This is a genomic window from Romboutsia sp., from assembly GCF_051659545.1.
In the GTDB taxonomy this organism is placed as follows: Bacteria; Bacillota; Clostridia; order Peptostreptococcales; family Peptostreptococcaceae; genus JBOFOR01.
The window spans coordinates 1-23714 of the sequence record NZ_JBOFOR010000075.1 but is presented as its reverse complement, the minus strand read 5'-3'; the positions used below and the strand labels follow the sequence as shown (position 1 = coordinate 23714).

Genomic DNA, 23714 nt, shown 5'->3' with positions numbered 1-23714 from the left:
CTAATTTAAAATGTGTTTCACTACTAATTTAACCCAAAAAAGCTCTTTATATTCTAAATTAACATTAATATAAATTTTAGTTTATAAATGCATTATAAATAAAAAAATAGATAATCCTATAAGTAGCATATTTAATATACAAAGGAGGTAATAATTTGGATATAGCAATTAGTCTTGTTGGAGGACTAGGACTTTTTTTATATGGAATGAGCCTTATGGGAGAGGGTCTTCAAAAATCTGCAGGAGATAAACTAAAAAGAATAATTGAACTTTTAACTAGTAATATTATAATGGGAGTCTTAGTTGGTACAGTTGTTACAGCTATAATACAAAGTTCTAGTGCTACTACTGTAATGGTAGTTGGTTTTGTAAACGCTGGCATTATGGGATTGTCACAAGCAATAGGCGTTATAATGGGTGCTAATATAGGTACAACTGTAACTGCTCAGTTAGTAAGCTTTAAATTAGAAGGCTTAGCTCCTATTAGTTTAGGTATAGGAATTATTTTATATTTATTTTCATCTAAAAGTAAAACTAAAAATATATCAGAAATACTATTAGGATTTGGTATATTATTTACAGGAATGGATTTTATGAAAGAAGCTGTAGAACCTTTAGCAGAATTTAAAGGATTTACAGATGCTCTTATAATATTTGGGCAAAAACCTTTACTTGGATTACTTGCGGGTTTTGTTATAACTGCGGTAGTTCAAAGTTCTAGTGCTTCTATGGGAATGCTTATAGCTTTAGCTGCTCAAGGTATTATACCTTTGCCTGCAGCTCTACCTATACTTTACGGACAAAATATAGGAACATGTGTTACATCTTTAATTTCAAGTATTGGCGCAAATAGAAATGCTAAAAGAGCTGCGGTTATGCACTTGTTATTCAATGTTATGGGAACAATGATTTTCTTATTATTTTTAAACAAACCTGTAGTTAGTATAGTGACTAAAATAGATCCTAATGACGTAGCTAGACAATTAGCAAATACTCACACATTATTTAATATAGCTTCTGTTCTATTAATTTTACCTTTTTCTAAATTAATAGTAAAAATGGCAATGAAAATTATCCCTGAAGACGATTCAGAAAGTGATAATAATACATATCTTGATGAAAGAATTTTAGAAACACCATCTATAGCACTTGGAAATACATTAAAAGAAACTTTAGAAATGACCAACGTAACAAAAGAATGTTTATACAACTCAATGGATGGTTTTTTGAATAAGTCAAAAAAAAGTGTAGAAAATGCTTTTAAAATAGAAAAAGAAGTAAATGAATATCAAAGAAAGTTACTTAATTATCTTTTGAAATTATCTAAGACCTCTTTGCCTGGCCATTTTATAGAAGATGTAGACAATCTATTTAATACTATTAATGATTTAGAAAGAATAGGAGATCATTCTGAAAATATAGCAGAGTTAGCTACAATTGTAATAGATAAAGATATTAACATATCTCCAACTGCAGAAAAAGAAATAAATGATATGTATAGTAAAGTTAAAGAAAATTATGAACTTATAACAACACTTATTACTAGCAAAGATAAAGAATTAGCTAATAAAGTAATAAAAATAGAAATTGAAGTAGATAAAATGGAAAAATCTTTAAGAGCTCATCATATATACAGACTAAATAATAATGAATGTTCAATAGATTCTGGAATATTATACTTAGAATTAATAAGTAATTTAGAGAGAGTTTCTGACCATTGTTGCAATATTGCACAAAGAATATTAAATTAGAAAAAGTACCTTAAAATAATTTTTATTAATTATTTTAAGGTACTTTTTTAGTAATAAATTCATTTTAAATTAGCAATAAAAATTGGTTAAAAATTCAAACTAATAGTGTTACCCTTATTTTAACAATATATCAATTTATACAAAATATAGTCATATTTTATAACTAACTAAGAATATAAATTATTAAAATACTATAATAGTCAAGGATATATACTCACTATGGGGGGATAGAATGAATGAATTATTTAATATAGGAATTGACATAGGATCAACTACAGTAAAAGCAGTAGTACTTGATAATAATGACAGTGTAGTATACAAAGAATATAAAAGGCACTTCTCAGATATAAAAAAATCTGTACGAGATTTATTAATCCATATCTATAAGAAACTAGGGAATTCAAGAGTGACTATTGTAATAACAGGTTCAGGTGGAATTGATATAGCTAAGAAGCTTGAAGTAAAGTTTGTTCAAGAAGTAATATCATCTACAAAGGCAATTGAATATTTTAATCCTGAAACAGACGTAGTAATAGAGCTAGGAGGAGAAGATGCAAAGATAACATATTTAAGTGGCGGAATAGATCAAAGAATGAATGGTATATGCGCTGGAGGAACGGGTTCATTTATTGATCAAATGGCATCTCTGTTGCAAACCGACGCTGTTGGTCTTAATGAACTAGCTAGAGACTATAAAGTAATTTATCCTATTGCATCTAGATGTGGTGTATTTGCAAAAACAGATATACAACCTCTTATAAATGATGGTGCTAAGAAAAGTGATATTGCTATGAGTATTTTTAATGCAGTCGTAATACAAACTATAAGTGTACTCGCTTGTGGAAGAAAAATTAAAGGTAAGGTTGCTTTTTTAGGAGGCCCATTGTACTTCTTGCCTCAACTTAGAGTAGCTTTTAAGAATTTGCTTGATTTATCAAATGAGGATATATTAGTACCAGAAGATGCACAACTGTACATTGCTATGGGAGCTAGCTTATTGTCAAGAGAAGAAAAAGAAATTGATATCATATCTATTGTAGAAAAAGTAAAAAACATTGAAAAAGACAATTTTGGTGATGCAAATTGTATAAATAAATTAGAACCTTTATTTAAGAGTGAAGAAGATTATGAAGTTTTTAGACAAAGACATAGTCAAAATAATGTTTTATATAAAAACATTAAAGATCATACTGGAAATTGCTATTTAGGAATTGATGCGGGTTCAACAACAACTAAAGCAGTATTAATAGATGATGAAGGTGAAATACTTTACTCATACTATAATAGTAACCAAGGAAATCCATTAGAGACCATAATAAAGGCTTTATATGATATATATGAACATATTCCTGAAAATGCTAAAATAGTTTACTCAACAGTAACAGGCTATGGAGAAGGCCTTATAAAAAAGGCTCTTAAAATAGACTGTGGAGAAATAGAAACAATAGCTCATTATAAAGGTGCTAAATTCTTTAAAGATGATGTTGATTTTATATTAGACATTGGTGGACAAGATATGAAGTGTTTAAAAATAAAAAATGGTGTACTAGATAACATTATATTAAATGAAGCTTGTTCATCAGGCTGTGGGTCATTTTTAGAAACTTTTGCATCTTCTTTATCTATGAGTATAGAGGATTTCTCTAAAATAGGTGTATACTCAAAAAAACCAGTTGATTTAGGTTCAAGATGTACTGTTTTTATGAATTCTAGAGTTAAACAGGCTCAAAAAGAAGGTGCTAGTGTATCAGATATATCTGCAGGTTTATCTTATTCGGTTATAAAAAATGCACTTTTTAAAGTAATAAAAATAAGAGATATAAATGATATAGGAAAAAATATTGTAGTACAAGGTGGAACTTTCTATAATAATCTAGTTCTTAGAAGTTTTGAAAGTTTAATAGGAAAAGAGGTTATACGACCATCTATATCTGGAATAATGGGTGCTTTTGGTTCTGCACTTATTTCTAGAGAAAACTACAAAGAAGGATATAAGACTAAGCTTCTCAATCAAAGTCAGTTACAAAACATAACATTATATGTAGACGTAAAAAGGTGTGTTGGTTGTCAAAATAAGTGCTTATTAACGATAAATAAATTTTTTGATTTTGATGAAGATATATTTATATCAGGAAATAGATGCGAAAAAGGTGAATTAATTTATAATAAAAATGAAAGTAAAGACAATGATAAAAATATAAACCTATTTAAATATAAGCTAGATAGGCTATTTAAATATGAACCATTACCTAAAGCCAAAGCTTATAGAGGAGAAATTGGAATCCCTAGAGTTTTAAATATGTATGAAGATTATCCTTTTTGGTTTACCTTTTTTTCAGAACTTGGCTTTAGAGTTATTTTATCTGATAGATCATCAAAAAATATCTATGAAAAAGGCATAACTTCTATAGCTTCTGAGACCGTTTGTTACCCCGGAAAAATAGTTCATGGTCATATAATTAACCTAATAGAAAAAGATGTAAAAATAATTTTCTATCCATCTATAACAAATGGAAGTAAAGAAGATAGCACAGCAGACAATCATTATAACTGCCCTGTGGTTATATCTTATTCTGAAGTTATAAAAAACAATGTAGATGAAATAAAAGAAAATAGTGTTACTTATATAAATTCTTTTATAAGCTTAAATAATAAAGAGAAGCTAAAAAATAGACTTTACGAAGAATTAAAAATTCATATCAGTAGTATTTTGAAATCAGATATAGATAAAGCTATTAATATTGCAACTAAAGAACAGGAAAATTATAAACAAGATATACAGGAACAAGGTGAAAAAGCTCTTTTGAAAATAAAAAAATATAATTTGAAGGGAATTATATTAAGTGGTAGACCTTATCACCTAGATCCAGAGATAAATCACGGAATCCCAGAACTAATAAATTCATTAGGTATGGCAGTTTTAACAGAAGATTCTATATGCCATTTAGCTAAACTTAAAAGACCACTAAGGGTTGTAGATCAATGGGTATACCACTCTAGATTGTATAAGGCTGCAAATTTTGTAAAGGATGAAATAAACCTAGAACTAGTTCAATTAAACTCTTTTGGTTGTGGAATAGATGCGGTAACCATAGATCAAGTACAGGAAATCTTAGATGAAAGTTCAAAAATATATACTGTAATAAAAATAGATGAAGGTAATAATCTAGGAGCAGCAAAAATAAGGATTAGATCTTTAAAAGCAGCTATGGTAGAAAGAGAATTAAATAACAATAATAGAATAGATATGAAAAGTAAACCTATTGTCTATAGAAAAGGAACGTTATCAAAAAAAGATACTATTTTAGCCCCACAAATGTCTCCCATACATTTTCAATTTTTCGAAGAGGCCATTAAATTAAGTGGTTATAATATAGAAGTTTTAAATGATAATACTTATCAAATTATAGAAGAGGGATTAAAATACGTAAATAACGATGCTTGTTATCCGGCTATAATAGTAGTGGGACAAATAATAAGTGCACTTAAATCTAATAAATATGATTTAAGTAATACTTCTGTAGTAATAACTCAAACTGGTGGTGGATGTAGAGCTACAAACTATATAGGATTCTTAAGAAAAGCACTCCATGATTCAGGGTTTAGCAATATACCAGTGATTTCTTTAAGTGTAAACGGAATGGAGAAAAATGGATTAATAAAAAATATAACTTTTAAACTAGTTCATAGATTACTTATGGCCGCAGTTTATGGAGATTTACTTATGAAAGTACTTTATAGAGTCAGACCCTATGAAAAGTCCTCTGGAAGTGCTAATGATTTATATGATAGATGGGTAAAAATTTGTAAAACATCTTTATTAAACGCTAATACACCTACATTTATTCAAAATATAAAAAACATAGTAAAAGACTTTGATAATTTAGAAATTGTAGAAATACAAAAACCCAAGGTGGGATTAGTTGGAGAAATATTAGTTAAGTTTCATCCTGTGGCAAACAATAATTTAGTTGATATAATTGAAAAAGAAGGTGGAGAAGCTGTAGTACCAGAACTTATAAACTTTTTCTTAAGCTGTGCTTTGAATACGGTTTACAAACACGAATTCTTAGAGGGTAAATGGGTAAATAGAGTTTTGGGAGAAGGTTCAATATCAATTATGAATTTTTATATGAAGTCTTATAAAAAGGAACTTGAAAACAGTAAAAGATTTAAAGCACCTCATAGTATCAAACAATTAGCAAAAAAGACTAACCCTATAGTTTCTGTATGTAACCAAACTGGTGAAGGGTGGCTATTGACCGGAGAAATGGTTGAATTAATAAATGATGGTGTAAATAATATTATATGTATGCAACCTTTTGGTTGTTTACCAAATCATATAACAGGTAAAGGTTCAATAAAAGAATTAAAAAGAATAAATAAAAATGCAAATATTATTCCGATTGATTATGACCCTTCAGCTAGCGAAACTAATCAATTAAATAGAATAAAATTAATGCTTTCAAATGCATTTAAAAATATTAACAATTAATAGGATTTATATTTAAAAACCCGAATATTTGAAGAATAAAACGTAAGTTTAAAGCTATAAGTTCGATACGGTCAGAACTTTGTTGTGAAATGCTTTTTTATAAAGTCGGGTATTTTTGGCATTTTAACGAATATTAAGCTTTTTTTATAATGTTCATTAAAATGGGGCATAATTTATAAACGGAGGATTATTCTATATGCTAATAGGTTTAATATGATATAATGTTAGAGATTATACAAGTATAGAGGTGGCTAGTATGAAGATAGTTGATAGTGCTATATCTTCAGAGTATTTAAGATATAGGATAGATGAAGATATTATTATTTATGAAGGGCGATTTTGTATTTATTTAGATAAAAAATATAAGTGTAGCGGAATAATTTATTATAAAATGAAGCCTCCTATATCTATAAATTTTAAGGCTCAAACATTAGTTATTGAAGAAAATGACATTGATTTAAATTTAGATTATGACAATGCAATACTTGAAATTTATGGATATCAACCTATTTCTATAGCAATAAACTCTACAACCAACTATAATATGGAAGGATATGTAAATGATGGTTATATTAGATCTAAGAACTCTTATGTTGAATACATTGATTTTCATATAATTAATTTAGATAAATTCCCTGGAAGCTTGATAAAGCATTTAGATAAATTATTTGCAGGAAGATTAGAATTTGATATAAATGATTTTAATGTTATTATAGATAAAAGGTATGATTACAGAAAAGAAATGCATGAAGAATTAAGAACTAAATCTGGAACACTGATAACTCACATAGGTAGAATAAAAAGAAAAGATAATAAACCTTTTAAAACTAATAATAGTATTGATTTTTTAGATAGAATATCTTATTCACTTAGCTTTATGTGTGGTAGATATGTTGGAATTTGTCTAGCTAAGGGATATAAAAATAACAAAAATGTCTATAGATTATGGAAAGAAAGTATGGTAACACCATTTAAGTTCGTTCCAACTTGGACGGATACACTTTCTAATCAACACAACATAGAAAAGTATATGTCTATTATGTGCAAAAGTTTAGAAGAGAGTTATTTTGGAAGTGCTATAAAACGTGTAATTGATTGGTACATAGAATCTCTTGGAGATATTACTATTGAAAATAATATAATATCAATTCAAATTGCACTAGAAACCCTTTCTTATGTAATTTTAGTTGAACAAGAAGAGTTGCTTTCTGATGAAGAATTTGATAGTAATAGTGCAGCTAAAAATATAAAAATGGTTTTAGAACTTTGTAAGATACCTTACGGAAATAATGAACTTGAGTTATTTGATGACTGGATAAGAAGTCGATTTGACGATGGAGTAGACTTAGTGATTTATTTTAGAAATAAAATTGTTCATCCTGTAAGAAAAGATAGTAGAGCAAATTTAACTATAGAAGATATGTGGAATATAATTCAAATTGGGACTAAATATGTTGAACTTATAATACTCTCTTTCATAGGATACAAGGGAGAATACTCAAATAGATTAAAAGATAGGTGGTTTGGAGAAGTCGATGTTGTACCTTGGAGTTTAAGTGATTAAACCTAATGTTTATGGACAATTTATAGGCTTCAAAAGAAGCTAAATTGAAAGAAAAATTACTTTAGTAAAAGTGTGTATCTAATTCTAAAAGATACACACTTTTGTGTTTTAGTAAATTATATTACCTTAAAACTTTTACTATTTCAGTATTGATTCATCAATTACAGTAGAAAACAAGGCATTTAAAAATAGCCTTATTTTTGTATTTAAAATGTTAATTTATGTAGTATGTATTTATTAAAGAAGCTTTATTTTTCCTTATGAGTTTATTGAACAAAATATACAATAATATAGATATAATACTAAATAAAATAGAAATAACACAAGATAGTAGTATAGATATTTTAGCTAAATTAATAAGATTAATATTACCAACAAAGGCTATTTCAGATACAAAGATTGACATAGTGAATCCAATACCTGCTATTAAAGATACAAAAAATACTCCTAACCAACTAATATTATTAGGTTTCTCAGCAATTCCAAGTAAGCTTCCTATATAACTAAAACTCATAATTCCTAGAGGCTTTCCTATGCATAATCCAAAAACTATACCATAAACTAGAGTTTTATCATTAAATAAATCTAAAAAATTATAGTTAATAGAGATGCCTGTATTAGCAAAAGCAAATAGAGGCATGATTACTAAGCTATTAAATGGCACGAGGGCTCCCTGGAGCCTTTCTAAGCAACTTTTTCGTGGACTACAAGTATTTGATGGAATTACTATGGCAAGGAGTATACCGCTTATTGTAGAGTGAATTCCAGCTAAATGTACAAAATACCATAGACATAAACCAGATATTAAATAATATAGAGTACTTTCCACCATGAATACTTTATTTGCTATTAATAAAGCTACTAGAATTAGAATAGCTATTGCTACATAAATTAAATTGATTCTTAATGAATAAATAGTACCTATAGCTATTATAGAAACTAAATCATCTACAACTGCTAAAGATAATAAAAATATTTTTAGAGATGGATTAAATCTTTTGCTAAATATTAGAAATATTCCAACAGCAAAAGCTATATCTGTTGATATAGGGATACAGAATCCATTAATAAAAGGTGTGTTTTTGTTAAATGCTATGTATATTAGTGCAGGAAAGATAACACCTCCTATCGATGCTATTACTGGAAAAGAAGCTTTTTTAAAAGTAGATAAATTCCCATATAACAACTCATGCTTTATTTCAAGTCCTGCAACTAAGAAGAATATTGACATTAGAAATTCATTTATAAAGTTATGAATAGAAAGACTTCTTGTTATGTAGAAGTTATTCAAAATATAATCGTAATATCCTCTAAAAGAACTATTGTATATAACTAGAGCTGAAACCGTAGCTATAATAAGTGTTGTACTTGTAAATAATTCTATTTTGATTGGTTTTCTGTAGTTTCTTAAAAATCTCATTTTATCACCAACTAACTATATAAATTTTATTTTAAAAGAAGCTTATGAATTTTTTATTATAAGTATGATTAATTAATGTAAAAATACTTCTATATTTAAGTAACATTTAATGCATATAAATCATACTATTTACTATACTATTAAATACTCCCCTACAATAAACTTATTTAATTAATGTTATCTCAAGTTTTTCACAGATAAAAGCATCTACACCTGTAAATGTAGGTAAGTATAGGAATAGTAAAATAAAGTAGTCTAAAAAAAATTAGGCTACTTTATTTATTTTTGTATTATCATCAATGCTAGTACATATAAATTAAATAAAAGGAGAGGAGAGGAGAGGATGATATTGAATACTATAATTATAAATTCTATAACCGTAGTTTTTGTAGTAGTTACTATAGCATATTCTATTGCTAATATAATCTTAAATAAGTCACTTTATAATTTTATAAAAAAAGATTATAACAAGTTAAATGATGATTATAAAAGAAGTATTTTATATGATAGTATAAACAAAAAATATAACAGGTATGTTTTAGAAAACTATTATGCAAATATAAATATGACTTCTTTTATAGAGGAAGTATGCACTGATTTTACCTTTAAAAATAAAGGTATTTTAGAAAGAATAAAAGTAGTAAAGAATGCTTCGGCAACATGTATATTGTTGGGTGTTTTAGGCACGTTTGTAGGACTTTCAGTAATGCTTTTGAACATAAATACTGGGGATATTATACACTCCCTTCCAAAAGCTATTAGTGCCATGCAAACAGCATTTATAACTAGCATTTGTGGAATAATTTGCTCTATAATAATCAATTTTTCAACTAGTCGTAGTGATTGCGAATATACTTTAGTACAACTAATGCTAAAGTTAGAGAATCTACTAACATCTGATATAACACATATAAAATCATTAGAATTTGACAGTAGAGTAGAAGATATAAAAAATACAATAAAGCAAATAAGTAAATCTATAGAATCTATAGAAAGCTTTGACCAAATATCAAAAGATCTTAATGATTTTAATGATGAATTTATTAATGGTATAGAAGCTTTAAAATACCTTCTTTATAACTCACAAGATTCAATTAAATCCTTTGAGCAAAATGTTAGTAAATTAGATAAACAATTTAGTATTTTAAATGTAAAATTCACAAAACTATTTGAAAAGTATGAAGGACAGGATGATATAAATAAAGAGATACTATTAGATATAAAAAAAACTTCAAGAAATATTTATGAATCAACTGAAAATCAATATAAAATAAAAGATTACATCAAAAACATTAACGCTAGCTTTGGATTATATGAGAGAAATACTGAAGACTTACTAACTAAATTAATTTCTCATGAAAATAAAATCTCTAGAACACAAGAAGAACTAAATAATAATAAAGATACTTTAAGTGAAACAGTTGATACATTAGCAAATATTATTACAACTTCATCCGAAGATATTTCAGAGAAGCTAGAAGTCTTATTTAAATACATAGATATTTATAGAGAAATTTTAAATATTTCTGTAAAAAACATTGAAGATTTAGATTTAAAGGAAGTGGAAGATAAACAAATTTATAATGAGGAAGAAATATATGAAATAGAAGAATCTCAAAGAGAAAAGGTATTAGAAATAAATGGAGATGATTTTATAGATGATTAATAAATATAGGAGGACTATTAACAGAGAATTTGAAAGAATAAGTTTCTGGCCAACTTTTACAGATATTATTTGTACCGTTTTGATGGTAGTAATTTTAATGTTATTTAGCTATAAAAGTATTGCAGGCTCTGTAGAACAAGATTTAGCTAAAAATGTTCAAGAATCAGTTGCTAAAATCTTAAATAATAGTGATATGCCTATAAAAGTAGACAAACAAACCGGACAAATAACCTTTGGTGAAAACACTTTATTTGATGTTAATAGTTCAGAATTAAAGCCAGAAGCTAAAGTAATGTTAAAGTATTTTATCCCTAAGTATATAGAAGCTATATATAAAGACTACTCAGACGAAATATCTAAAATAATTATAAAAGGTCATACTGATGATGTAGGAGATTATTTGTATAACCTTGATTTATCACAAAGAAGAGTTTTATCTGTAGCAAAATTTATCGTTGGAGATGAAATAGGAAATTATAAGTACAAAGACAAAGTTAAAAAAAATATAGAAGCAATAGGACGTTCAGAAGCTGAACTTATAAAAAATAATGACGGGACTGTAAATAGAGATGCTTCTAGAAGGGTAGAGATTAGTTATGAAATAAAAATAAAATAAAAAGATATGGTATATACCATATCTTTTTATTTTATAACTCTGAAAACGCCAGTAACGATTCCTATAACTTCAACATCTTTATGATTTAATATTATAGGCTCCATAAACTCGTTTTCTGGTTGTAATCTTATTGTTAAATCCTCTTTAAAAAATCTTTTCACAGTTGCAAATTCATTGTGCATAAGAGCAACTACAATTTCTCCATTTGAAGCAGTAGTTTTTTTATCAACTATTACAAAGTCACCGTTTAAAATACCAGCATTTATCATACTGTCTCCCTTAACCTTTAGAACAAAATTATCTTTACCTTTTACTAAACTTGCAGGAAGAGGAAGATATTCTTCTATGTTCTGTTCTGCAAGTATAGGTTCTCCAGCTGTTATCTGGCCAACTATTGGTAAATTAAATATTTCTTGGTTAATAGGAGCATAGTGATTAAATCTGTTTTGGTCTAAAACTTCAATAGCCCTTGGTTTAGTAGGATCTTTTCTAATATATCCTTGCTTTTCAAGTTTATTTAAATGAGAATGTACTGTAGACGTAGATTTTAAACCTACAGCTTCGCAAATTTCTCTTACAGAAGGTGGATATCCTTTTAATGTAAGTTGTTCTTTTATAAACTCTAGTATTAATACTTGTTTGCTACTTAAATCTAAATACATAAAATCATTCCTTTCCAAACTGTATAAGTTTTCTGTGTTATATGGCCTAATAAGAGTATGTCACTAATTATTCTTATTAACATTATATACTTCTATTGTATCACAATGTATAAATTAACACAAACATTTGTTCTTTGAGCTTTTAAATTTACTTTTCTTGATAATTTAATCATTCGATGGAATTTTAATATCTTTTTCAATATCATTTGTATCTGTATCATCAATCCACTCAAAATTATTAACAATATCTCTTTTAACATTCTTTTTATGTGCAGCATATAATTGTGTTGTAGTTACATTATCATGATCTAATAAGTTTTGTACATCATAAATAGAAAATCCACTTTGAATCAGAGAAGTAGCTGCGGTAGCACGCAATTTATGAGGGCTATAACCATTATCCCTTGAAGTATCCATTGAAATAGAAGTATACTTTTTAACTAATTGTCTAATAGCCTTAGGATCCATTCTTTTATTTTGTAAAGATAGAAATAAAGTATCTTTATATTCTTCCTCTAGCATTTCACTTTGAGGTCTTTCATTATATATATAATCTCTAACTACTAATTCACAAGTATGATTTATAGGCATTAAAACTTCTTTACCTCTTTTTCTATAGATTTTAAATTCACCTCTAGAGAAGTTAAAAGATGAAATATTAAGCTCACGAAGTTCATTTAATCTTAATCCATACGTAACAAATAATGCTAAGATCGCTTTATCACGAAGCTTAGTCTTTCTCCAATAAACTTTTTCTTTTTCTGTAAGCCCATAACCAGTTTCAACAGCTTCCAACATTTTAGCTACCTCATCTATTTCAAGTCGCTTTATAGCATCTGGTTGAGGCTTAGGAAGCTTAATTGGGTTGAATCCATCTGTAATATTACTATTCAGTTGCTCATTCCTATATAAAAATTTAAATAGAGTAGAGAGTGTAGATTTTTTTCTAGCTAAAGCACGATTGTTATTTTCAAATATTAGTGTATTTTTATCTGTTTGCTTATAATATCTTGTACAATAATCTCCTAGAAATAGGTTAACATCCCTTGATTTAATTGAGTTAAACTCTTCTAGTGTAATATATTTAATATTATCTGCAGCTGTATGTTCTTTCATTTCAATTAAATAAGAACAAAAGAATTTAATATCTTTTAAATATGCAAGTCGAGTAGTAGTAGAAACATAACCTCTTAGATAAATAAAGTAGTCGACCATAAATTTAGGTAACATTCTTTCTATTTTTATACATTCTTCTATTAAATTATTATCTCTAATAACAATATTGTCTGGTTTATCTGATTTATTATGAATTTTTAATGTTTTTTTTTCGTATTCCATATATATTATAAAACCTCCTAAAATTTTATATTACTTATTAATTGTTGTTTAGCTGCTAAAAATTTTTTATGTAATTATAATCAATGATCCTTTTCATGGCAAGTAGAGCATAAACGTAATTAATTCCACCTTAAGCAAGCGAAACAATAACAATATGGCTAAAGTTTAAATTTCCAGTTGCATTACAATTTATGTAGTGGGAGTTTAACTCTTGCTCTAATTTTTTTATTATGAGTATTAATCTCTAAGTTTCTTAAATTCAAATGCAGAGATAGAATAGTCATTATCAAAAATTTGTAAATTTTAATAAAAACAAATATCCAGTCGAAAAATAGTATAGTAGTAGTTAAGCACAATAAGTATATATTAACTATACCTTAAAAATCAATAGCATTAATAAGAATTAACAACTATACCGAAAATATACATTTAAAGGATAGTTAACTATTACAATATTAATCATGATATTTTAGTGTAACCACTACTTTTTGAAGTTCTTTTATATAAAAACAATATCCGCATGCAAATTTATTTTTTATTTCTGCATGTGGATATTATTTTTTATTTTTCATATTCGCTTAATTTTTCTAAATCTACTTCAAACTTAGATTCACAATGCAAATCTTTTACATAAGCAGTTCCAATATTATTATTTACGCTTAGTATAGTTACTGGATTTTCTTTATAGTATACTGTAATATTTGTATCCTTTGAATTGACTATTTCAGCAGCTCTTCTTAATTACATAAAAATCTCCTTTTAAATATATAATAATCATCTTACTTATATTAACCTTCGTGACCATAAAATATTCATAATTTAGTAACGATAAAGTAAAAAATGCTAGGAGAAATTCTTCTAGCATTTTTTTTATAAATAATTAGTCGTTATTAATTTTTAGTTTTAGTAAGTTAAAGGATATTTTTTATCTAGGTTCAATAATTAATTTAATTGCTGTTTTTTGTTCTCCGTTAATTTGTATATCTGTAAATTCTGGAATACAAATTAAATCCATACCACTTGGAGCCACAAAACCTCTAGCTATTGCAATGGATTTTATTGCTTGGTTTAAAGCCCCCTGCTCCTATTGCTTGAATTGAGCACTCCCCTTTTCTCTCAATACTCCTGCAAGAGCACCTGCTACAGAATTTGGATTAGATTTTGCTGATACTTTTAGTATCTCCATTTAATAGCCCCCCCATTATTGGTTAGACTTTAAAAATATATTTCTATACTCAATAAAAAAATACCTTTATTTTTTTATATACATCTACCTATTTCTCTAAATTTCTTATATCTAAGGGTAATTATTTCATCATTACTAATATTTTTATAATAATTTAGCCTATCTAAAATATATTTTTTCAACTCTTTTGAAACTGTATTTATATCTTCTTGAGCTCCTCCAAAAGGTTCTTTTATTATTTTATCAATAATGCTTAAAGCTTTCAAATCGCCACTAGTAAGCTTCATTACTTCGCTAGCTTCTTTAGACTTAGAAGAATCTTTAAATAAAATACTAGATAAGCCTTCTGGAGATATGACAGAGTACACAGAGTGCTCTAGCATGCAGATATCATTTCCCATTCCTATACCAAGTGCTCCACCGCTTCCTCCTTCTCCAATTACCACACTAATTATAGGAACAGATATTTTACTCATTTCTATTAAGTTTTTGGCGATAGCTTCACCTTGACCTCTTTGCTCAGCTTCTATACCGCAAAATGCACCTGGAGTATCTATAAAAGTTATTATAGGTCTATTGAACTTTTCTGCTTGTTTCATTGCTCTTAAAGCTTTTCTATAGCCTTCAGGATGTGGCATTCCAAAATTATTTTTAATGTTTTCTTTTATATCTCTTCCTTTTTGATGTCCTATTATTGTTACACTGAACTCTTCTATCTTACCAATTCCACAAATTATAGAGGGGTCGTCTTTATATAATCTATCTCCGTGTATTTCTAAAAAATCATAACACATTTTTTCTATGTATTCTTTAGTTGTAGGCCTTTTAATATCCCTACATAAACTTATCTTTTCATAAGCAGACAAGTTTACAATTGTATGTTTTTTTATATTATTAAGCTTCTTTTCTAAGTCATTTATTTGATTACTTAAGTCTATTTCACTTGATAAGGAGATAGCTTTAAGTTTTCTTATGTCTTCTTCTAGTCTACTTATTTTTTCTTGATTATCTATAGCCATTGAATACATAATAAAACCTCCTTTTAATTATTGCCTTTGTGTATTAGGTAAATTATGCATAGTTAATAATCTATGCAGTATATTCTTCATTTCTTTTCTATTTACTATCATATCTATAAAACCATTCTCTAAAAGGAATTCTGAACTTTGAAATCCTTCTGGTAGTTTTTGATTAATTGTTTGCTCTATAACTCTCTTCCCAGCAAATCCAATAAGTGTATTTGGCTCAGACATAATTATGTCACCAAGCATTGCAAAACTTGCACTAACTCCTCCTGTTGTCGGATCTGTAAGTATAGAAATATAAGGCAACCCCTTCTCTTCCATCCTTGAAAGGGCTTGAGAGGTTTTTGCCATCTGCATAAGGGAAATAATACCTTCTTGCATTCGTGCGCCTCCTGATGCTGAACAAATTATTATAGGAAGGTCATTGTCGTATGCATACTCTATTGAATAAGTTATTTTATCTCCAACTATAGAACCCATACTACCCATCATAAACTCTGGATTCATAACACAAATAACAGACTTTATTTCATTAACTGTTCCATAACCACAAATAACAGCTTCTTCTTCCTTAGTTTTTTCTTTATAAAAAGTTAATTTATCTAAATATCCCGGAAAGTTAATTATATCTTGGTGCTTTATATTAAAATGAAATTCAAAAAAACTGCCTTTATCAATTAATAAATCTACTCTATTTCTTGCTTTAAGTTTATAATGAGTAGAACATTTAGGACATACACTCCAATTATCTTCTATTTCTTTTTTGAAAATATGCTTATTACAACCTTTACAGTAAATCCAAAATTTATCATCTACACTATTTTCTTTGAAGTTATTATTTAAAGAAACTGTAACATATTTAGCTTCTTTATCCTTTATTGTTAAAAACTTCTTTATCATAATTTACTTGACTCCTTTTATATCATATTGAACTCCACTAAAAACTCATTTTCTATAAATTTAGTGTTATGAACATTGTTTTTAAAAGTAGGGCTATTTATAAGTAGCTTTTGAAACTCTACATTTGTTTCAACCCCTTCTATTATAATCTCATCTAATGCTCTATTCATTCTATTTATACACTCTTCTCTACTCTCTCCCCAGCAAATAAGTTTACCAATCATAGAGTCGTAAATAGGAGGAATTGTATACCCTGCATATATGAAAGTATCAAATCTTACTCCAAAGCCACCAGGAATATTTATAGAATTTATTCTTCCAGGGCAAGGAGTAAAATCTTCCATTGGATTTTCAGCATTTATTCTACACTCGATAGCATGACCTCTGAATATAATATCTTCTTGATTAAATGGTATAGGTTTTCCATTTGCGATTTCTATTTGAAGCTTTATCATATCTATATTGGTAATCATTTCAGTTACAGGATGCTCTACTTGTATCCTTGTATTCATTTCTATAAAGTAAAACCTTTTGCATGAGTCTACTAGAAACTCTATAGTACCAGCCCCAAGATACCCTATCCCTTTTACTATATCAACAGCAGTCTTATATAATTTTTCTTTTTCTTGTTTTGATAAATATGAATTGAGAGACTCTTCTATTACTTTTTGGTTTCTTCTTTGCATAGAACAATCTCTCCCTCCTAGATGAATTACATTTGAGTATTTATCTCCAAAAACTTGTACTTCTATATGCCTAGGATTTTCTATGAACTTTTCCATATATAAATCACTATTAGAAAAGGCTGACAAAGCTTCTGAACTAGCTATGTCAAAGCCAGCTAAAAGTTCTTCATCTGAACTTACTACTCTCATTCCTTTTCCTCCACCGCCATTGGCTGCTTTAATTATTACTGGATAGCCTATATCATTTGCAATTTTAATAGCTTGTTCTTTATTTTTTAAAATACCATTTGACCCTGGTACAACTGGTATATTTAAATTGATTATAGTTTCTATTGCTTTACACTTCTCTCCCATTAAAATTATTTGTTCTTTTGTTGGTCCAATTAAAGTAATATTATTTTCTTCGCACTTTCTAGCAAGTTCTGCATTTTCAGATAAAAAACCAAATCCAGGATGAATAGCATCACAATTTAGTTTCAATGCTAGATATATTATGTTATCTATATTATTATAACTTTTACTGATATTGTTGGGTCCAATACAAATAGATTCATCAGCTAGGTATCTGTGAAAGCATTCCTTATCTATTTCTGAGTATATTGATACAGTTTTTATTCCCATTTCCCTGCATGTTCTAATTATTCTTACTGCAATATCTCCTCTATTTGCTATTAATATTTTATTAAACATTTCTAAGACCTCCTAATTATAGTGGTTTTATTTTGAATAAATGTTGGTTATATTCAACTAATTCTTCATTTTCAACTAAAACTTCAATTATTTCACATTTTTCTTCGCTAGTTATTTCATTCATAAGCTTCATAGCTTCTAGAATACATAAAGTATCCCCTTTTTCTACAATATCTCCTACTTTAACAAAACTTTTTTCATTAGGTTTTGAAGCGTTATAAAATGTACCCATTAAAGGTGCAACTATATATTTATCTTCAATGCATTTATCTTGATGCTTAGCACCCTCATTGTCTATAACTGTACCTATATCTCTATTTATTAAATTAGGTGTATCAAAATGTAAAATATCTCCACTTACACTATTATTTATTTTTGATGCTTCTAGCTTCAATTCATTATTTTCAAGTTTTACATATTCTAAATTCGTTTTGTCTATGACTAACAATAACTCTTTAATATCATTAATATTCATTTTTACCTCCTTGTATTATTACCTGGTACTAATATTATATCACAAATAATATTTTTGTAAAATAAAAAGTGCTGATGATTACACCAACACCTTATAATTTTATATATTTTTTTCTTTCTCTAAACTTTCAATCTCTTCCTTAGTCAATCCTGTAATATCCATTATAAATTGTTTATCAGCATTTTTAACTAAAAGTTCTCTAGCCATTTCTTTTTTTGTTAACAATATTTTTATATTTTCAGAGATAACTTCACCTTTTTGACATAGTGTATTATCTACATTACTATCAAATTGACTTCCTTCTATCACACTTTCTGTAGGCTCCTCAATAATTGTAGTATTACTCTTAAAAATATTAAACAGATTTAAAATCATAAATATGGCTGGAATAGTAAAATAAAGCCTAGCTCCCATAAATCCTACTATTATAGTAGTAAGTATAGTACACATATTTAAATAATATAAATTTATACCTTTAAAGCAAAAACTCTTTTTAGATAGAGATTTTAAAAAGGATAATATTAATGTAAATATACATAAAGGAAATAATATATAACTAGAAATAATTCCATTAAAACCTAGAGAATCAAAATTCCTGCCTATATTACCATATACAAACATATATCCATTTAAATATGAATATATACATGTCATTAAACCAAATGTGGCTCCTATTGCTTGAGTATACCAATCTAAAAATTTAAAATTCATTGTATATCACTCCTAAAAACATATATATAATTAATATGCTTTTTAGGAATTAAATATATCTCATTATTATTTATTACCTAAATAATTTAACTTAAATGCAACAAATATTAATAGCTGTCTAGTAAATATATTTGACTTAACCACAAAAATTCTTTAGATATTATTATAAGGAACTTTTTATAAATTATATTTTATATAATTATTTTAAGGAGTTTAATGCCTTCTGTAAGGTTTTTATACTATCATCTGAACTTTGCATAGCAATTAGTTGTTTTGTAAGCTCTATTGCTTTTTCATTATCATTAGAGGCTATTGATTCATAAATTTGACTTAACAATAAATATTCCTCAGTATTATAAGCATCACTTGAGCTAAATTTATTATTGTAATTATATAGACACATATATATATCCTCCTTAATTACTTTTAGTTTATTATTACCTTCTTATAATAAATTTAATATAATTTTATGAAATTCATTTATTTTTTTACAAAAACATAATATAATGTAGTTTATGTAAATAGTGTTTTAATCTTAAGTAAATACTAAAAATAAATCCACTGAGTGAATGGGAGTTTTGATTATGTTAGACGACTTAGAATTTATTCTTAAAATATTATTCTTTATATTATCTATAGTATGGGTAGGAAAAATAATGATTTTAAGGACTGATAAGCAGATAGTAATAAACCCTTTGCTTATAACGATAGCGTCTTTATTAGTTGTAATGCCTCAATCGTATGCTAATGTAGAACTAATGGGCATAAATATTCAAAATATAAGAATAACTTTATACTGTGTATATATAGTTATAGCTATGTTAGGTATCTATTCTACTAATCAAAAGAATGGTATATTCTAACAAAAAAGGTTGTGATTTTCTCACAACCTTTTTTTGTTATTTACGTTTTTTAGCTTCACATCTAAATATTTTCATACCATATGACATAAATTTATCTTCATATTCTGTTGTTACATTTTCAAAGTCGCTATTTGCTAAGTCTAGTGAAATATTTTTAAGTAACCAATCATTAGAAGCTATTTCATTCAAGCTAAATTCAAAAAGTTTCTCATTATCAGTCTTAAAATGAAGTTCTCCTTCTGAATCAAGCAACACCTTATACATATCTAAAAAATTAGTATGAGTTAATCTTCTTTTAGCCCATCTATTTTTCGGCCACGGATCACAGAAATTAACGTATACTCTAGATAATTCACTTTCTTCAAAATAGTCTAATACATTTTTCACATCTGCCCAAGCAAAAAGTATATTTTCTAACTTAGCTTCAGCTGCTTTTTCTACACCTTTTATAATAACTTCTTCCTTTATTTCAAATGCTATATAATTTATATTTGGGTTTTGTTTAGCCAATGTACTTATAAATTTTCCTCTACCTGTTCCAAATTCAACATATATCGGATTATTATTTTTAAATATTTGCTTCCATTTACCTTTTATTTCTTCAATTCCATCTCTAAGAACGTAATCCTCGTAACTTAATAGCTTTTCGTCTGCACCTTTTACTTTTCTTCTTCTCATGATCATTCTCCTTACTGTATGTTAGAATCTAATTATACATAAGTTTTCACAAAAAATAAAGAGTACTAGCATAAGCTAATACTCTTTATTTAAAATTAATATTAATTGCATTTTTGTATATGAAAATTATTAACAGAATAAATTAATCTAAAACTATTGAAGAATTTATATCTACACATTCTTCATCTTTTAGATTAATAATATAAAGACTAGGTGTTAGATACTGATACCCTATTATAAAAGGATAAAGTAACGTATATCTTCCGCAACTTAGATTTTCAAATTCATATTCTCCTTTTAAATTTGTTCTACTGTAAAAAGTTTCACCCTTGGAGTCTATTAGAGTAATAGTTCTGTTAGCTATAACTTCATTTAATTCATTATTTTTCTTAGATTGAAATACTTCTACATTTGTGTTTTGTAATTTTAAACTACCGTATATTATACCTGTATTTTTATATATTTTAAGTTTCTCTATATTGAATTGTTCTTTTGATGATTTAACTATTATTTGTTGAATAACGATACCGCTAAATATTCCTGACTTTAAAAATAGTGTTTCATGGTAAAAATCAGCTTTGATTATACAATCAGAATTTACTTTTTTTATAGTTATTTTAGATGTAGAGTACAACATAGAAGGTCTTTCGTTTGTTTCTATATTTTCATACCCTCCTGTAACTTGAATATTATCACAATATACAGGAGTTTCTCTGTCCCAAAATAATTGTGGTGAAAATGTATAGTCAGAGTTTAGATATACTAATACTGGTTTTAATAATATACATTGCTCAGAACCTATAATCCTAATATTTTTAGAAGTTATACCATCTATAAAGCACAAATTAACTATCCTATTGTTAGATATATTTATTGATTCTAAATCTCGTAAGTATGATAAGTTAGGTATTTCAGAAATATTATTACTTTCTAAGTTGATGGTTTTTAACTTTTTTAAATTACTTAAAAAGAATATATCCTCTATTTTATTTTCACTAAGTTCTAGATTTGTTAATTTAGATAATGTTTTAAGGTGATTAGCATTTTTGATATTATTTTTATTTAATATTAAACTTTTAGTGTTATTTGCAAATTGTATGCCTTTTAAGTTGCTTATATTTTTTCCAGATAAATCAATTTCTTCTAATGTACCCAAAAAACCCTTAGTTATTTCGCTCTCACACCTTTTGTAGTTATTAGCTAGGACGAATCTTAAGTGGCTATCTATCCAATCGCTATTAATATTTTCTAACAAGATTATCATCCCTTTATAGTTATATATTTTTACTACTTTTTATTATAAGAATTTATTGTAGTATATATATAATTTATGTTATTGGCGGTACAACGGTTCTTATAAAACATAAAATATATACTTTTATGCCATTCGAAGAATATTCAGTATTTCCAACGGATTAAACTTCAATTTATCAGATTATGTCAGTTATATGTCAGAGTTTTAAATGTTTTTTGTTTTGTTTTTATGTTATAATAAAAATATAAATGTAAATTACAGGAGGTATATAATGAGTTTTGTGTTTATTAGAAAGAGGAGTAAAAATTACATAGTTTATTTAGAATATAAAGACAAAGATACTGGTAAAAAGATACAAAAAAATATGGGGGCATTCGATAAAAAAAGAGAAGCTTCTAAGAAGCTTACAGAACTAAAAGATACTATTTTCAAAGATGATTTTTTAGTTCCAAACGAAATGACATTAGAGGCTTTTTTAATAGACTTTCTAGAAAAATATAAGATTAATTTATCAATTACAACTTATAATTGTTACAATCGAATTTGTAAAAAATATATAATACCTATGCTTGGAGATTATAAAATAGAGGAGTTAAAACCGATTCATATACAAAATTATGTTGATGATTTAGTGGGAATTTTAAGTCCGCAAACTATAAAAATACATATAAATATATTAAATTTAGCCTTTAAAAAAGCATATAGATTAAGACTTGTAAGAGAAAATGTAGTAAATTGTATTGAACTTCCTAGAGTAAAAAAGTTTAAGAATAACATTTATAATACAGCAAATATGATAAAACTACTTAATGTTTCCAAAGGTACACCATTAGAATTACCAATTTTTTTAGCTTCTGGGCTAGGACTTAGAATTTCAGAAATACTAGGTTTAACTTGGAACAATATAGATTTTAACGAAAGTACAATAACAGTAGAAAAAATAAGTGTTAGGAATGAAGGAAAAGTCATACTAAAAGAACCTAAAACAGAAACTTCCGAAAGAACAATCACAGCTCCAAGTGAAATTATACTACTTTTAAAGGATTATAAGAAAAGTCAATTAGAGAAAAAAATAAAAGGAGAAATTAAAAATAAAGTAAATTTACTGTTCTTCGATAAAAATGAGCAACCTATAGCTCAAGATGTTCTCAGTAAAAAATTTAGTCGCTTTTTAAAAGAGAATAATTTAGAACACATTAGATTTCACGACTTAAGGCACTCCCATGTGACATTGCTTATAAATTCTAAGGTTCCTATAAGAATTATTTCAGAAAGGGTAGGTCACTCTAATATTAATACTACTCTTAATATTTATTCACACGCACTTAAAGAAATGGACATTGAGGCTAGCGATAAAATTTCTGAAACTTTATTTAAATTAGGATAAGTAATAAAATTACGTTTTAGAACAATCTTTTAAATTGTTTTTAAGGCACTCCGAGCAACTTGTACTTACATTTAGACCTTTAGTAACTATCACACGATTAGCAGTGATTTAAATGGCTTAAAATGTTTTTGTATATAAATGCCACATATTGGGTTGAATATAATTTTATTATGTAAACTTTTTTAAATTTTGGGTTTAAAAAAATATTTTTTAATTTTTGTGAATATTTCGTAATTAAATTGTATAAATTGATTTTTTATAAAACAAATAGGAAATTATATTAATCATCTATGATTAACATAATTTCCTATTTACGTATTACAAATAATTCGATTTGTATATTGTT

At 26.8% G+C, this 23714-nt stretch carries 18 protein-coding genes and 2 pseudogenes; 7 read left to right on the top strand and 13 right to left on the bottom strand.

All coding sequences use genetic code 11. The features are described from left to right. Positions 1–155: 155 nt before the first annotated feature. From ACRC03_RS04295 to ACRC03_RS04285, 3 genes are all read left to right on the top strand, one after another. Positions 156–1751 (top strand): Na/Pi cotransporter family protein, encoded by a 1596-nt coding sequence (locus ACRC03_RS04295; protein ID WP_438651317.1) that lies wholly within the window; start codon positions 156–158, stop codon positions 1749–1751. A gap of 232 nt (positions 1752–1983) precedes the next feature. Next, the gene (locus ACRC03_RS04290; RefSeq protein ID WP_438651316.1) at positions 1984–6246 is read left to right on the top strand and encodes an acyl-CoA dehydratase activase-related protein; all 4263 of its coding nucleotides are present in this window, start codon (positions 1984–1986) and stop codon (positions 6244–6246) included. A gap of 256 nt (positions 6247–6502) precedes the next feature. Further along, positions 6503–7810 carry a hypothetical protein gene (locus ACRC03_RS04285; RefSeq protein ID WP_438651315.1) on the top strand — a complete coding sequence of 436 codons (1308 nt, stop codon included), beginning with the start codon at positions 6503–6505 and terminating at the stop codon, positions 7808–7810. 214 nt (positions 7811–8024) lie between these two features. On the opposite strand, the gene nhaA is transcribed toward ACRC03_RS04285, so the two are convergent. Continuing rightward, positions 8025–9230 carry a Na+/H+ antiporter NhaA gene (nhaA, locus tag ACRC03_RS04280; RefSeq protein WP_438651314.1) on the bottom strand — a complete coding sequence of 402 codons (1206 nt, stop codon included), beginning with the start codon at positions 9228–9230 and terminating at the stop codon, positions 8025–8027. Positions 9231–9573: 343 nt separating this feature from the next. On the opposite strand from nhaA, the gene ACRC03_RS04275 reads away from it, so the two are divergent. Then, positions 9574–10896: a MotA/TolQ/ExbB proton channel family protein gene (locus ACRC03_RS04275; protein WP_438651313.1), complete on the top strand. Its 1323-nt coding sequence runs from the start codon at positions 9574–9576 to the stop codon at positions 10894–10896. Continuing rightward, complete coding sequence (locus tag ACRC03_RS04270; RefSeq protein ID WP_438651312.1) at positions 10889–11512, top strand: OmpA family protein; 624 nt, start codon at positions 10889–10891, stop codon at positions 11510–11512. Before ACRC03_RS04275 ends, ACRC03_RS04270 begins: the two co-directional genes overlap by 8 nt. Before the next feature lie 26 nt (positions 11513–11538). Here the strand turns inward: ACRC03_RS04270 and lexA are convergent, their stop codons facing one another. From lexA to ACRC03_RS04220, 10 genes and pseudogenes are all read right to left on the bottom strand, one after another. Beyond that, complete coding sequence (lexA, locus tag ACRC03_RS04265; RefSeq protein ID WP_438651311.1) at positions 11539–12174, bottom strand: transcriptional repressor LexA; 636 nt, start codon at positions 12172–12174, stop codon at positions 11539–11541. Positions 12175–12339: 165 nt separating this feature from the next. Continuing rightward, positions 12340–13512: a tyrosine-type recombinase/integrase gene (locus ACRC03_RS04260; RefSeq protein WP_438651310.1), complete on the bottom strand. Its 1173-nt coding sequence runs from the start codon at positions 13510–13512 to the stop codon at positions 12340–12342. A 561-nt stretch (positions 13513–14073) separates the two neighbouring features. Further along, a pseudogene (locus tag ACRC03_RS04255) lies at positions 14074–14238 on the bottom strand (small, acid-soluble spore protein, H family); the annotation flags it as partial. A gap of 199 nt (positions 14239–14437) precedes the next feature. Beyond that, positions 14438–14698, bottom strand: a pseudogene (locus ACRC03_RS04250) (stage V sporulation protein S). A gap of 74 nt (positions 14699–14772) precedes the next feature. Beyond that, entirely contained in the window at positions 14773–15717 is a 945-nt protein-coding gene (locus tag ACRC03_RS04245; protein ID WP_438651328.1) for an acetyl-CoA carboxylase carboxyltransferase subunit alpha, read from the bottom strand. A 27-nt stretch (positions 15718–15744) separates the two neighbouring features. Continuing rightward, on the bottom strand, positions 15745–16623 hold the full coding sequence (accD, locus tag ACRC03_RS04240) for an acetyl-CoA carboxylase, carboxyltransferase subunit beta (protein WP_438651309.1): 879 nt from the start codon (positions 16621–16623) through the stop codon (positions 15745–15747). A 17-nt stretch (positions 16624–16640) separates the two neighbouring features. Then, a complete protein-coding gene (gene accC, locus ACRC03_RS04235; RefSeq protein WP_438651308.1) occupies positions 16641–17999 on the bottom strand; it encodes an acetyl-CoA carboxylase biotin carboxylase subunit in 1359 nt (452 codons plus the stop codon). Positions 18000–18015: 16 nt separating this feature from the next. Further along, positions 18016–18474 carry an acetyl-CoA carboxylase biotin carboxyl carrier protein gene (accB, locus tag ACRC03_RS04230; protein ID WP_438651307.1) on the bottom strand — a complete coding sequence of 153 codons (459 nt, stop codon included), beginning with the start codon at positions 18472–18474 and terminating at the stop codon, positions 18016–18018. A gap of 99 nt (positions 18475–18573) precedes the next feature. Continuing rightward, positions 18574–19185, bottom strand: coding sequence for a hypothetical protein (locus tag ACRC03_RS04225; protein ID WP_438651306.1), 612 nt, complete (start codon positions 19183–19185; stop codon positions 18574–18576). 199 nt (positions 19186–19384) lie between these two features. Further along, a complete protein-coding gene (locus tag ACRC03_RS04220; RefSeq protein ID WP_438651305.1) occupies positions 19385–19588 on the bottom strand; it encodes a hypothetical protein in 204 nt (67 codons plus the stop codon). 181 nt (positions 19589–19769) lie between these two features. Between ACRC03_RS04220 and ACRC03_RS04215 the strand changes: the two genes are divergently transcribed. Further along, positions 19770–20048: a hypothetical protein gene (locus tag ACRC03_RS04215; RefSeq protein ID WP_438651304.1), complete on the top strand. Its 279-nt coding sequence runs from the start codon at positions 19770–19772 to the stop codon at positions 20046–20048. 36 nt (positions 20049–20084) lie between these two features. Here ACRC03_RS04215 and trmB read toward each other — a convergent pair whose 3' ends face one another. Continuing rightward, positions 20085–20726: a tRNA (guanosine(46)-N7)-methyltransferase TrmB gene (gene trmB / locus ACRC03_RS04210; RefSeq protein WP_438651303.1), complete on the bottom strand. Its 642-nt coding sequence runs from the start codon at positions 20724–20726 to the stop codon at positions 20085–20087. 142 nt (positions 20727–20868) lie between these two features. Then, complete coding sequence (locus ACRC03_RS04205) at positions 20869–21981, bottom strand: hypothetical protein (protein WP_438651302.1); 1113 nt, start codon at positions 21979–21981, stop codon at positions 20869–20871. Positions 21982–22252: 271 nt separating this feature from the next. On the opposite strand from ACRC03_RS04205, the gene ACRC03_RS04200 reads away from it, so the two are divergent. Continuing rightward, on the top strand, positions 22253–23368 hold the full coding sequence (locus ACRC03_RS04200) for a tyrosine-type recombinase/integrase (RefSeq protein ID WP_438651301.1): 1116 nt from the start codon (positions 22253–22255) through the stop codon (positions 23366–23368). Positions 23369–23714: the final 346 nt, after the last annotated feature.